This is a genomic window from Nocardia sp. NPDC050378 (assembly GCF_040655675.1).
In the GTDB taxonomy this organism is placed as follows: domain Bacteria; phylum Actinomycetota; class Actinomycetes; order Mycobacteriales; family Mycobacteriaceae; genus Nocardia; species Nocardia coubleae.
The window spans coordinates 542870-555647 of the sequence record NZ_JBFAKI010000002.1; the positions used below are offsets into that span (position 1 = coordinate 542870).

A 12778-nucleotide genomic window follows, 5' to 3' on the forward strand; every position below is an offset into this window, starting at 1 on the left:
GTCAGCGGCTCGCCGCCGCGTCCATCTCCCAGATCAGCACCTCGGCGGCGGTCGTCGCGCGCACGCGGTGGCCGCCCGTCGCGGTGAGCCGGACGGCGTCACCCTGCCCCAGCACTCCATGGCTTTCGAAGTCGACGCTGCCACGGGCGACGAAGACATGACCGAACGGCGCGTCGGGCACGGTGATGCTGTGGCCGGGATCCAGTCGCGCGACATGGAAAGTGGCGTGGCGGTTGCCGATACCGATCGGGGCCTCGCCTCGATACCTCGGCATTCCGGAGGCGACCGGCATCAGGGAATTGCGACGCAACTCACCCTCGATGTCGGATTCCTGATAGCCCGGCGCCGCACCGGAAGTGTCCGGTGGGATCCACATCTGCACCACGTGCAGTCTGTCGCGTTCCAACAGGCCCGCGCCGTTGCGTTCGGAATGCAGAATGCCGGTGCCCGCACTCATCCGTTGCGCCAGACCGGGCCGGATCAGCCCGGAATTGCCCGCCGAATCCTGGTGCACCACGGTGCCTTCCAGCACCCAGGTCACGATCTCGGTGTCCCGGTGCTGATGCGTGTCGAAGCCCTCGCCCGGATCGACGATGTCCTCGTTGTGGACCAGCAGCAGCCCGTGCGCGTAGTCCTCGAGCACGAAGTTCCCGGTCACGGGGAACGACTGGCGCGAATCGAGCCACTCGTTGCGCCAGTATCTGCGCTCCGTGGCCGGGATCACCTGCACCTGTGCCGTCATCGACCTCACCTCCCGCTATTCGGACCATGGTCCGTATAGCGCGTAACGCGAGGTGAGCGGAGGGTATTCCGGGAACACCCGCCGCCCGGCCAGGTCAGAAGGGCAGCGCGCCGCGCAAACGGCCGATCAGGCCGCGGCCGGTATCGCGCTCACGCTCGGAGAACAGGAACTGCAGTTCCTCCTCCAGGCTCTTCTGCACCACATCACGCAGGTCGGCGGCGGCACTGTCGAGATCTTCGGCACCCAGCCACGGGGTGGGATCGATCGGGGTGCCCGCCGAGTAATAGAACCGTTCCGGGCGTGGGATCGGCGTGGGTCCGATGCCCTTCACCAGCGGCGGGTTCAGCTCGGGATTGATGCCGAGCAGCCGACAGGTCCACCGCAGCGGGGCCATCACCGCGTGCTGGCCGTCGAAGACGATGTCGTAGGCGTCGTCGATGCCGATCATCGCCAACGGCACGATCGGGACCCCCGCCTGGATCGCCATCCGGGCGAAACCGGTCCGCCCCTCCCACTTGAGAACGTACTTCTCCCCCTTGCGGCGGATCGCCTCGCGACCACCACCGGGGAACACCACCACCGCCTCGCCGCGCTCGAGCAGCGTCAGGCAGTTCGAGCGGGTGCCGCGCACGGCACCGAAGCGGTGCAGGATCTCGCGCACACCGGGGACCATCAGCACGTGCTCGGCCAGCCCGCGCACCAGACGCCCGCGTTCGCGCAGGATCGCGGGCATCAGTAGCGGGGCGTCGATGCCGCCGAGCAGGTTGTGGTTGGCCACGATCAGCACCGGGCCCTCGGCCGGAATGTTGTCCAGGCCGTAGAAGCGCGGACTCGCCCAGGCACGCAGCGGCGCGAACACCGCCTCGAAAGCCCGGATCTCCCACTCGCTGGGCGCCGGATCCAGCGGCGCGCCATCGGTGAGAACGTGATCGCCCTGCTCGACTACGCTCGTTCGGTCGTTCGACATAACACCCTCCTGCTGTCGACATTCGACCATAGCGAACGAATATGGCTGTGTCGCATCGCGATCGGCCGCAACCGGGCGGCAAACAAGCCACGCCGGCTACTGCCGAGCCGCCCCCGCGGGTCCGGAATGGGCGTATTCCGACAGGGCCGCGGCGAGGGCGTGCGGGACGCGCGCGCGCACCCGGGTGCCACCCTCCTCGTGATCGGAGGAGATGATCCGGCCGTCGGCGTGGATGCGGGCGAGCAGGTCGCCCCGGCTGTAGGGCAGCAGCACACTGATGTCGACGTCGAGCCCGCCGAGTACCTCGGAGAGGCGTTCGCGCAGTTCCTCGATGCCTGCCCCGGTGTGGGCCGAGACGAACGCGGCGCCCGGCAGCAGCCCGCGCAGGCGGGTGAGCTCGTCGGGGTCGGCGGCGTCGATCTTGTTGACCACCAGCAGTTCCGGCGGAGCCGCCGTGCCCTGCTCCTTGATCACGTCGGTGATGACCTCGCGCACCGCGCGGATCTGCTCGAGCGGCAACGGGTCGGACCCGTCGACCACGTGCAGCAGCAGGTCGGCACCGGTGACCTCTTCCAGGGTGGACCGGAACGCCTCGACCAACTGGGTGGGCAGGTGGCGCACGAAGCCGACGGTGTCGGTGAACACCATCTCGCGACCGTCGTCGAGCGCGGCCCGGCGGGTGGTCGGGTCGAGGGTGGCGAACAGCGCGTCCTGCACCAGCAGGCCCGCTCCGGTCAGGGAGTTCATCAGGCTGGACTTGCCCGCGTTGGTGTAGCCGACGATGGCCACCGACGGCACTCCGCTGGCGCTGCGGCGCGCGCGCATGGTGTCGCGTGCGGTCTTCATCTCGCGAATCTCGCGGCGCAACTTGGCCATTCGCTCACGGATGCGGCGGCGGTCGGTTTCGATCTTGGTCTCACCCGGACCACGCAGACCGACACCGCCGTTGGAACCGGCACGACCACCGGCCTGCCGGGACATCGACTCACCCCAACCACGCAGCCGCGGCAGCATGTATTCCATCTGGGCGAGCGCGACCTGGGCCTTGCCCTCGCGGGAGGTGGCGTGCTGGGCGAAGATGTCGAGGATCAGGGCGGTGCGGTCGATGACCTTCACCTTCACGACCTTCTCCAGCGCGGTGAGCTGGGCAGGGGTGAGTTCGCCGTCGCAGATCACGGTATCGGCGCCGGTGTCGAGGACGACGGTGCGTAGTTCCTCGGCCTTGCCGGAGCCGATGTAGGTGGCCGGGTCGGGCTTGTCGCGGCGCTGGATGAGGCCTTCGAGGACCTCCGAGCCCGCGGTCTCCGCCAACGCGGCCAGCTCGACCATGCTCGCCTCGGCCTGCGCGGCGCTGCCGGTGGTCCACACGCCGACGAGCACGACCCGTTCCAGGCGCAGCTGGCGGTATTCGACCTCTGTGATGTCGGTGAGTTCGGTGGACAGCCCCGCGACGCGACGCAGCGAGGTGCGTTCGTCGAGCTGCATCTCACCGACGGTCGGTTCGGGTGACCAGCCCGGGCGCTGCATCCGCGCCGCGTGGCGGGCCAGCGCGTCGTCGACGTCGCCGCGGTCGGCGGCCACGTCGGCATCGGCCGCGGTGGTGTCGCGGTCCGATGTGGTGTCTGAGGGTACTTCTGGTTTCGTCATACGCCTTCCATGCTGCCACGTCACAGTGACACGGCGCATCCGGTTATCCCTGGGCTCGCGCGTTCCACCAGTCGCGCGCCAGTGTGCCCGCGGCGAGCAGGACCGAGGGGCCACGCATCCAGGCGCGGCCGTTGTCGATGGTGACGCGCACCTGTCCGCCCGGCACGCGCACGGTGACCTCGCCCCGGCCCGACCCGACCGGCACACCGGCGGCGGTCAGCGCGGCAGCCGCTGCGGCGACGGTTCCGGTTCCGCAGGAACGGGTCTCGCCGACACCGCGCTCGTAGACGCGCATGTCGACGGCGTTGTCGGGGCCGAGCGCGGTGAGGATCTCGACGTTCACGCCGTGCGGGAACAGGTCGGGGTCGAAGCCGGGCGACACGCTGAGATCGAGCTTGGCCAGCGCGTCGGCGGTCAGGCTCTCGTCGACGCAGGCCAGGTGAGGATTGCCCACGTCGATGCCGATTCCGGACAGTGCCCAGCCGGCCAGGGTCGCGGTGGAGCTGCCGAGTTCACGCACGGCGCCCATGTCGACGGTGACCTCGCCGTCGACCGGGCCCGCGCTGTGCACCTCGACCGGTCGCCCACCGGCGCGGCTGCCGACCACGTACTCGGTGCGGGTTTCCAGGCCGGTGGCATTGAGGTAGTGGGCGAACACGCGGGTGCCGTTGCCGCACATCTCGGCGATCGACCCGTCGGCGTTGCGGTAGTCCATGAACCAGTCGTCGTCGGCGACACCGTCGGGCAGGGCGGCGAGCACGCCCGCCCCGCGCAGGGCACCCGCCTTGGCTACGCGCAGCACACCGTCGGCGCCGAGGCCGCGACGGCGGTCGCACAGGGCGGCGACGCGGTCGGCGTTCAGGTCGAGACGCACCTCGAGGTCGGGCAGCACCACGAAGTCGTTCTGGGTGCCGTGGCCCTTGCTGAATTCGATGTCGGACACGTCCGCCATTGTCCCCTGTGCGGGAGCCGATCCCGTCATCGGGCGAAGGTGCGGCGCTGCCGGGCGATCTCGTACAGGCCGATCGCGCCGGCCGACGGGGCGCCGAGCGAGCTCGCGGTGCCGCCCATCGGGATGGTCACCAGGTCGTCGCAGGCCTGCGACCAGGCCGAACTCATACCGGTGGTCTCGTTGCCGACCACCAGGATCGTGGCCTCGGTGAAGTCGTAGTCGTAGATGGTCGACGGCGCGTGTTCGTCGGTGCCGACGATGCGGGTGGGGATACCGCGCGCCACCTGACGGTCACGGAACTCCACGACCTGGGCGGGGCCCGACGCCCGCAGGACGGGCACGGCGAACAGCGAACCGGTGGAGGCGCGCACGGCCTGCGGGTCGAACTGATCGGCACCGTGACCGGTGACGATCACGCCCGAGGCTCCGAAGGCGTCGGCCGACCGGATGAGGGTGCCGAGGTTGCCGGGCGAGTTGGGCCGATCGAACACCACGACGACCGGGAAGTCCTCACCTGGTTCGCCGGGTGCGTACTCGCCCAGATCGGGTTGCCGCGAATGGGCCACCGCCACGATCTCCGGAATCGTGCCCGACTTCTCCCCCAGCTCGGCCATCAGTTCGGGTACCAGACCCACCTGCGGTATGTCGGTGGTGTCGAGCAGTTCGCGCGCCCAGCTGGACAGATCGGGTGTGCCGAGCCGGTAGAGCAGCGTCTCCAGCGGCCAGTCGTTGGCCAGGGCCTGGGTGATCGGGCGTACGCCCTGCACGAGGAAGCGGCTGTCGCGATGACGCTTGGTCCGGTTGTTGAGGTAGGCCTGCCACACCTGCACCGAGGCGTTGCGGGTACTCACTCGTCGGGTCACTGCGCGGTCCGTCCTGTCTGTTCGTCGAGCAGGGTGAGCGTGGTGGCGGCGAGGTCGGGGTCGGCGCCGTCGACCCAGGTCACCCTCGGGTCGCGGCGGAACCACGAGCGCTGCCGTCGCACATAGCGGCGGGTGCCGATGAGGGTGCGTTCGCGGGCGTGCGCGAGATCGTATTCGCCGTCGAGATAGGCCAGCACCTGGGCGTACCCGATCGCGCGGCGGGCGGTCCGGCCTTCGCGCAGTCCGGCGTCGAGCAGGGTGCGGACCTCCTCGACCAGGCCCGAGTCGAACATGTGCGCGGTGCGGGCCTCGATGCGGGCGTCGAGGGCGGCGGTCGCCCGGTCGACGCCGACGATGACGGTGTTCCAGCGCGGGGCGCCGATGGTCGGGGCCGAGGCCGCGAACGGTTTGCCGGTGAGTTCGACGACTTCCAGCGCGCGGACCATCCGTCGCCCGTCGGTGGGCAGGATGGTGTCGGCCGCGACCGGGTCGGCTGCCCGCAGCGCCGCGTGCACGGCCGCGACACCGCCGTCGGCCAGCACGGCTTCCCAGCGGGCGCGCACCCCGGGGTCGGTGGCCGGGAAGTCCCACTGGTCGAGCAGCGCCTGCACGTACATCATCGAGCCACCGACGACCACCGGGGTGCGTCCGCGCGCCATGATGTCCTCGACGACGTCGCTGGCCGCGCTCTGGTAGGCGGCGACCGTGGCGGTCTCGGTGACGTCGAGAACGTCGAGGAGGTGGTGTGGGATGCCGCGCCGCTGCGGGGGCGGCAGTTTCGCGGTACCGACGTCCATGCCGCGGTACAGCTGCATCGCGTCGATGTTGACGATCTCGCCGTCGAGCCGTTCGGCCAGGTCGAGGGCCAGATCGGACTTCCCGGCCGCGGTGGGTCCGACGACCGCGAGGGGACGCTTCGTCATCGGCCGACCTCCCACACGCTCACGTCGTAGCCCACGCCGTACGGTGCGCCCTGGTAGCGGGTGCGAACCCGCGGGTCGGCCGGATCGGTGGCGAACAGGCCGCCGAGCACCTGGTAGGCGGCGCGACCCTCGACCCGCAATCGCGCGCACAGGTCGGGATCCAGTGCGGCGAGCCCGGCTCGGGAACCCTCCCGCAGGGCAGCGTCCAGGTCCGTTTGGAACGGACCGGCGCGCTCGTCGAGGTAGCCCGGTGATTTGAGGGTGAGGGTGGCGGCTCCGTCGGCGACGACCAGAACCGCCCACGGCGCCGCATCGGCGTCGAGTTCGGCGCGCAGGTCGGCACCGAAGCGGGCGCACTCCTGCGGTGCCGTGTCCGCGGCGATCACGCGCGCCCGCACGGAGACACCGGGCGCGGCCTGCTCCCGCAACCACGCGGCGATCAGGACGGGCAGCGGAAGCTGGGGGTCTGCCGGTGCGTCGGCGTTCGCGCCCGGGCCGAGACCGACGACGACGTCGGCGCCGAAGCCACGGAAAGTACCCCGCACACCGGGGTCGAATGTTTCGGCACGCGCGCCGGCGCCGACGACGATCCAGCGATCGGCATGGGCGGCGAGGGTGGCGGCGGCCCCTAGCGCGGCCGCGCGCAACACCACCACCGGCTCGTCGGGAGCATCGCCGGAGGCCACCTGGTGTCCGCACAGTTGTGGCACCAGCATCGGCGGCGACGGGACCAGGGCCGCTATCGAGAACACGAGGTAACCGTAGCCGCACCGGTGGCCCCGACCAGCATCCGGCGCAGGAGGAGCGCACCGGGGTCAGCGAGTGTCCGGCGCCGTGACGCCCCGCGAGATTGCTAGTGTTTTCTGATGCGACCACCCCCGTCGTCCGGGACGAAATCCCAGGAAACGCGGCATCCGATCCCCGGGATCGATGGTTTCCTCGGCTCGAAGCGGGTTCAATGGGATGTGCTAGAGCGTAACCAGGCAGCCGTGACGCGCGGCAGGGACGGAGAGCAATGACCGACAGCAACGGAACCGCGAAGCCCACCCCCGGACCGGGCCCGCGACCCTCCGGCACCCCGAAGCCCGGCGGCAAGGCCGCGCGCCCGCCCAAACCGCATGCCGTGAAACCCGCCCCCGGCCCCGATCAGGCGCATCCGCACGCCGTCGTGGTGCCCGCGTCCACCGATCCGAGCAAGTGGGGCCGTGTCGACGAGGACGGCACCGCCTGGGTGAAGACCGCCGACGGCGAACGCGTCGTTGGCTCCTGGCAGGCCGGTGACGCCGCCGAGGGCCTTGCCCACTTCGGCCGCCGCTTCGACGACCTGGCCACCGAGGTGGCGTTGCTCGAGGCGCGCCTGGCCGCGGGCGCCGATGCCCGCAAGACCAAGGCCGCCGCACTCGCGCTGGCCGAGACGCTGCCGACCGCCGCCGTCATCGGTGACATCGACGGCCTGGCCGCCCGCCTGCAGGCCATCACCGAGCACTCCGAGGAAGCCGCCGCGCACGCCAAGGAGGAGAAGGAACGCGCCCGCCACGAGCACACCGAACGCAAGGAAGCCCTGGCCGCCGAGGCCGAGCAGATCGCCGCCGAATCCACCCAGTGGAAGGCCGCGGGCGACCGGTTGCGCGAGATCCTCGACGAGTGGAAGTCGATCCGCGGTGTCGATCGCAAGGTCGACGACGCGCTGTGGAAGCGCTACTCCAAGGCGCGTGAGGCGTTCAACCGCCGCCGCGGCGCGCATTTCGCCGAGCTCGATCGCGAACGCGCCACGGCCAAGACGCGCAAGGAAGAGCTGTGCGTGCGCGCCGAGGAGCTGTCCGGCTCCACCGATTGGACCGGCACCGCCGCGGTGTTCCGCGATCTGCTCACCGAGTGGAAGGCGGCGGGCCGGGCGCCCCGCGAGGCAGACGAGGCGCTGTGGCGCCGGTTCAAGAGCGCGCAGGACGTGTTCTTCGCCGCCCGCAACGCGGCGGTCTCCGAACGCGACGCGGAGTTCGAGCACAACGCCGTCGCCAAGCAGGAACTGCTCGACGCCTACGAGCACATCGACCCGGCCAACGGCCTCGAAGGCGCCCGCGCCGCCCTGCGCGAACTGCAGGACAAGTGGGACGCCATCGGCAAGGTCCCGCGCGAGCGGATGCAGGAACTCGAAGGCAGGTTGCGCGCGATCGAGAAGCGGGTGCGCGACGCGGCCGACCAGCAGTGGCGTCGCACCGACCCGGAGGCCGTGGCCCGGGCCGCGCAGTTCCGTGAGCGCGTCGCCCAGTTCGAGGAGCAGGCCGCCAAGGCCGAGGCCGCGGGCAAGAAGCGCGACGCGGAAAAGGCACTCGAACAGGCCAAGCAGTGGCGTGAGTGGGCCGAGGCAGCTGAGGGTGCCGTCAGCAACCTCTGATGTCGATCGCGCAGCACTTGGCTTGCGCGACAACTGATTTCGCCAGTACATCGGTAACTCACCGGGCACGCCCAGAACTCGCGGCGCACCCCGGTGAGACCGACGAGGAACCAGCTACCTTCCCATGACCGGCAAAGAGTCCCGGGGAGGCGGAACAGCTATTCGCCCATCAGGCGTTTGCGGTCGCGTTCCTCGGCTTCGCGGGCGGCATTACGGCGCTGTTCCTCCGCTGCCAGCTGCACGGCGGTGCGACTCCAGACCACGCGGATCCAGTGGAAGGTGAGCACCATGACGGCCAGGGTGCCGAGGATCAGGCCGATGCCGGGCCCGGCGCCCTCGTAGTTGCCCAGGCCGGGGGTCTGGCGGTGCCAGATCGACAGCACGCCGAACACACTCGCCACGGCCGAGCCCGCACAGGCCAGCCAGGCCAGCACCCAGCGCCGGGTGGTCAGGGCCAGCAGCGAGAAGCCGACACCGAACACGATGACCAGCCACACGAAGACGCGTGAGGGCAGCCCGATGTGTTCGAGGCGGGCCGCATCGGTGCTCAGCAGCACATCGAAGCCGCGCGCGGCACCTGCGTGCGGCAGGATCAGCGAGACCAGCAGGGCGAACACCGCGCCCGCCACCACCATGGCCCGTGCGCCGGGATCGATCTCACCGGCGATCCGCCGTTCGACGGCGTCGATCTCGCCGCGGAACTGCTCGAATTCCTGATCGTTGCCCACCCGGTTCACATCGCTCCTGTCCGCAGGGTTACTCGGCTCGTGTGCGCCGGGCTCCACTCTGCCATCCCCTGCGCCGTCCTCGGCACCCGACCCACTACGGCCGGTAGTAGAGTCCGGGTCCTCGGCGTTCATGCCGGACACCCGGTCGAACAACCGCTGTCCACCGGCTCGACCGCGGGCGCGCCGATGCGCGGCAATCCCAAGCCGACACCGATCGGCGCGGTCTTGGGCGTGACGCCTCGCTCGTGCGCGTCACCCGCTCGGGTGCGGCGATGCGATTTCACGACACCGTCGGCGATCAGGTGGTGTGGTGCGGCGGCGGTGATGTCGACGACGACGAGGTCACCGGGCCGGATCCCCGCGTCGGTTCCGGGCCGGAAGTGCACCAGTCTGCCGTCGCGGGCGCGTCCGCTCATCCGCGCGGTCGCCGCGTTCTTCTTGCCCGCGCCCTCGGCGACGAGCAATTCCACCTCGGTGCCGATCAGCGCCTGGTTCTCCTCGAGCGACACCTGTTCCTGCAGGGCGATGAGCCGGTCGTAGCGTTCCTGCACCACGGCCTTGGGCACCTGATCGGCCAGTTCGGCGGCCGGGGTGCCGGGGCGCTTGGAGTACTGGAAGGTGTAGGCGCTGGTGAAGCGGGCCCGGCGCACCACGTCCAGGGTCTCCTGGAAGTCCTCCTCGGTCTCGCCGGGGAAGCCGACGATGATGTCGGTGGTGATCGAGGCGTGCGGCATCGCGGCGCGCACCTTGTCGATGATGCCGAGGAAGCGTTCCTTGCGGTAGGAGCGGCGCATCGCCTTGAGCACCCGGTCCGAACCCGACTGCAACGGCATGTGCAGCTGCGGGCAGACATTGGGTGTCTCGGCCATCGCCTCGATGACGTCGTCGGTGAATTCCGCCGGGTGCGGCGAGGTGAACCGCACCCGCTCGAGTCCCTCGATGCGCCCCGTCGCGCGCAGCAACTGGGCGAAGGCGCCCCGGTCGCGCGGCTGTTCGGGGTCGACGAAGTTCACGCCGTAGGAGTTCACGTTCTGGCCGAGCAGGGTCACCTCGAGCACACCCTGGTCGACCAGGGCCTGCACCTCGGCGAGGACGTCACCGGGGCGGCGGTCGACCTCTTTGCCGCGCAGCGCGGGCACGATGCAGAAGGTGCAGGTGTTGTTGCAGCCCACCGAGATCGACACCCAACCCGCGTAGGCCGACTCACGCTTGGCGGGCAGCGTGGACGGGAAGGCCTCGAGCGATTCGAGGATCTCCACCTGGGCCTGCTCGTTGTGCCGCGCGCGTTCGAGCAGCACCGGCAGCGAACCGATGTTGTGTGTGCCGAACACCACGTCCACCCACGGCGCCTTGCGCACCACGGTGTCGCGGTCCTTCTGGGCCAGGCAGCCGCCGACGGCGATCTGCATGCCTGGCCTGCCCTGCTTCACCGGCGCGAGGTGCCCGAGGGTGCCGTAGAGCTTGTTGTCGGCGTTCTCCCGCACCGCGCAGGTGTTGAAGACCACCAGGTCCGGGGTGTCGCTCGGCGCGACCTTCACATAACCCGCGTCTTCGAGCAGGCCGGACAAGCGTTCGGAATCATGGACGTTCATCTGGCAACCGAAGGTGCGGACCTCGTAGGTGCGCGCCTCGGTGACCGAGCCGTGCGTCGCATTCTGTCCGTTCGAATCCACCCGTCCAGGGTACGGCCACCGCCCCGGTGACCTGCGTCGCGGTCGGGCAGGCCGACCGCGACGAGGAGGCTGCCGCCCGGTTACCGGCAGGTGTCTTCTCGGCGAGCCGAGACGGCGAGTCACGGAAAGCAGGGCAAATCTCCGAAGAACGCCTAAGGTTTCTGAGCATGACCGACGACGCCGCACCCGCGACCGGGAAAGCCGACGCCGCTGCCACTGCAGGCGCGCCGCCGATGATCTCGATGCACAACGTGGACAAACACTTCGGTGAGCTCCATGTTCTGCGCAATATCAACCTGGAAGTGCCCCGCGGGCAGGTCGTGATCGTCCTCGGCCCCTCGGGTTCGGGGAAGTCCACCCTGTGCCGCACCATCAACCGGCTCGAACCGATCGACTCGGGCCGCATCGCCATCGACGGGGTGGATCTGCCCGCCGAAGGCAAGGCCCTCGCCGCGCTGCGCGCCGAGGTGGGCATGGTCTTCCAATCGTTCAATTTGTTCGCGCACAAGACAATTCTCGAGAACGTGATGCTCGCGCCGATGAAGGTGCGCGGCATCAAGAAGGACGAAGCACGCAAGCACGCGCTCGCGCTGCTCGACCGGGTCGGCATCGCCAACCAGGCCGACAAGTACCCCGCCCAGCTGTCGGGCGGCCAGCAGCAGCGCGTGGCGATCGCGCGGTCGCTGGCGATGGACCCGAAGGTGATGCTGTTCGACGAGCCCACCTCCGCACTGGACCCGGAGATGGTCAACGAAGTGCTCGAGGTGATGGTTTCCCTCGCCAAGGAGGGCATGACGATGCTCGTGGTCACCCATGAGATGGGCTTCGCCCGCCGTGCCGGCGACCGGGTGCTGTTCATGGCCGACGGCGAGGTGGTCGAGGACGCGGAGCCCGAAACATTCTTCACCGCACCGCGATCCGACCGCGCCAAGGACTTCCTCGGCAAAATTCTCAGCCACTGACTTGTAGCGACACCACAAGAGGGAGAAGGAAACTCGATGAGGATCAATCGTGCGGTGCGCGTCGGCGTCGGCGCTGTGGCTCTGGCTCTCGCCGCCACCGTGACGGCGGCCTGCGGCGGCGGTGACGAGGGCAGCGCGCTCGACCACGCCAAGGAAGGCAAGCTGACCGTCGGCATCAAGTTCGACCAGCCGGGTCTCGGCCTTCGCAACACCGACGGCACCTACAGCGGCTTCGATGTCGAGGTCGCCAAGTACGTCGCCGACAAGCTCGGGGTGAAGCCCGAGGCCATCACGTTCAAGGAAACCCCGTCGGCGCAGCGCGAGACGATGATCGAGAACGGTCAGGTCGACTTCATCGTCGCGACCTACTCGATCAACGACAAGCGCAAGGAAAAGGTCGATTTCGCCGGCCCGTACTACGTGGCGGGCCAGGACCTGCTGGTGCGTGCCGACAACACCGACATCACCGGCCCCGATTCGCTCGCGGGCAAGAAGGTCTGCTCGGTGAAGGGCTCCACCCCGGCCCAGAACATCGAGAAGAACTACCCGCAGGCCCAGCTGCAGACCTACGACACGTACTCACTGTGCCTCGAGGGCCTGCGTGGCGGTGCCATCGACGCGATGACCACCGACGATGTGATCCTGGCCGGTTACGCCGCGCAGGCGCCCGGCACCTACAAGCTGGTGGGCAAGACCTTCACCACCGAGAACTACGGCATCGGCCTGAAGAAGGACGACACCGAGGCCCGCACCAAGATCAACGACGCGATCGAGGCGATGATCGCCGACGGTTCGTGGAAGGCCGCGCTGGAGAAGTCCTTCCCCGGCACCGGTTTCAAGGTCCCGGAGCCGCCGAAGGTCGACCGCTACTGATCCCGAACACCGTCGCGGTGGCCGTGTGCCACCGCGACGGTCTTTGTCCTGCT

At 69.5% G+C, this 12778-nt stretch carries 12 protein-coding genes; 3 read left to right on the forward strand and 9 right to left on the reverse strand.

The genetic code is table 11. The annotated features are described in order from the left end of the window. Position 1: 1 nt before the first annotated feature. The 7 genes from AB0I35_RS06470 to AB0I35_RS06500 all read right to left on the reverse strand — a co-directional run bounded on the left by AB0I35_RS06470 (position 2) and on the right by AB0I35_RS06500 (position 6846). A complete protein-coding gene (locus AB0I35_RS06470; protein ID WP_357394730.1) occupies positions 2 to 742 on the reverse strand; it encodes a pirin family protein in 741 nt (246 codons plus the stop codon). A gap of 94 nt (positions 743 to 836) precedes the next feature. Beyond that, entirely contained in the window at positions 837 to 1709 is an 873-nt protein-coding gene (locus AB0I35_RS06475; RefSeq protein WP_357394732.1) for a lysophospholipid acyltransferase family protein, read from the reverse strand. Positions 1710 to 1805: 96 nt separating this feature from the next. Further along, entirely contained in the window at positions 1806 to 3236 is a 1431-nt protein-coding gene (hflX, locus tag AB0I35_RS06480) for a GTPase HflX (RefSeq protein ID WP_357395017.1), read from the reverse strand. Between the two features lie 163 nt (positions 3237 to 3399). After that, on the reverse strand, positions 3400 to 4290 hold the full coding sequence (dapF, locus tag AB0I35_RS06485; RefSeq protein WP_357395018.1) for a diaminopimelate epimerase: 891 nt from the start codon (positions 4288 to 4290) through the stop codon (positions 3400 to 3402). A 44-nt stretch (positions 4291 to 4334) separates the two neighbouring features. Beyond that, on the reverse strand, positions 4335 to 5171 hold the full coding sequence (locus tag AB0I35_RS06490; protein ID WP_357394734.1) for a TrmH family RNA methyltransferase: 837 nt from the start codon (positions 5169 to 5171) through the stop codon (positions 4335 to 4337). Next, positions 5168 to 6094, reverse strand: a complete 927-nt coding sequence (gene miaA, locus AB0I35_RS06495; protein WP_357394736.1) for a tRNA (adenosine(37)-N6)-dimethylallyltransferase MiaA — start codon at positions 6092 to 6094, stop codon at positions 5168 to 5170. Before miaA ends, AB0I35_RS06490 begins: the two co-directional genes overlap by 4 nt. Beyond that, positions 6091 to 6846, reverse strand: coding sequence for a hypothetical protein (locus AB0I35_RS06500; RefSeq protein ID WP_357394738.1), 756 nt, complete (start codon positions 6844 to 6846; stop codon positions 6091 to 6093). The genes miaA and AB0I35_RS06500 overlap by 4 nt, the downstream gene beginning before the upstream one ends. A gap of 263 nt (positions 6847 to 7109) precedes the next feature. Between AB0I35_RS06500 and AB0I35_RS06505 the strand changes: the two genes are divergently transcribed. Beyond that, the gene (locus tag AB0I35_RS06505; RefSeq protein WP_357394740.1) at positions 7110 to 8489 is read left to right on the forward strand and encodes a DUF349 domain-containing protein; all 1380 of its coding nucleotides are present in this window, start codon (positions 7110 to 7112) and stop codon (positions 8487 to 8489) included. A gap of 158 nt (positions 8490 to 8647) precedes the next feature. Here the strand turns inward: AB0I35_RS06505 and AB0I35_RS06510 are convergent, their stop codons facing one another. Beyond that, the gene (locus AB0I35_RS06510; RefSeq protein ID WP_225280482.1) at positions 8648 to 9226 is read right to left on the reverse strand and encodes a hypothetical protein; all 579 of its coding nucleotides are present in this window, start codon (positions 9224 to 9226) and stop codon (positions 8648 to 8650) included. Between the two features lie 119 nt (positions 9227 to 9345). After that, complete coding sequence (gene miaB, locus AB0I35_RS06515) at positions 9346 to 10890, reverse strand: tRNA (N6-isopentenyl adenosine(37)-C2)-methylthiotransferase MiaB (protein WP_357394741.1); 1545 nt, start codon at positions 10888 to 10890, stop codon at positions 9346 to 9348. A gap of 233 nt (positions 10891 to 11123) precedes the next feature. On the opposite strand from miaB, the gene AB0I35_RS06520 reads away from it, so the two are divergent. Further along, positions 11124 to 11852: an amino acid ABC transporter ATP-binding protein gene (locus tag AB0I35_RS06520; protein ID WP_166655747.1), complete on the forward strand. Its 729-nt coding sequence runs from the start codon at positions 11124 to 11126 to the stop codon at positions 11850 to 11852. A gap of 36 nt (positions 11853 to 11888) precedes the next feature. After that, positions 11889 to 12725, forward strand: coding sequence for a glutamate ABC transporter substrate-binding protein (locus AB0I35_RS06525; RefSeq protein WP_357394742.1), 837 nt, complete (start codon positions 11889 to 11891; stop codon positions 12723 to 12725). Positions 12726 to 12778 lie beyond the last annotated feature (53 nt).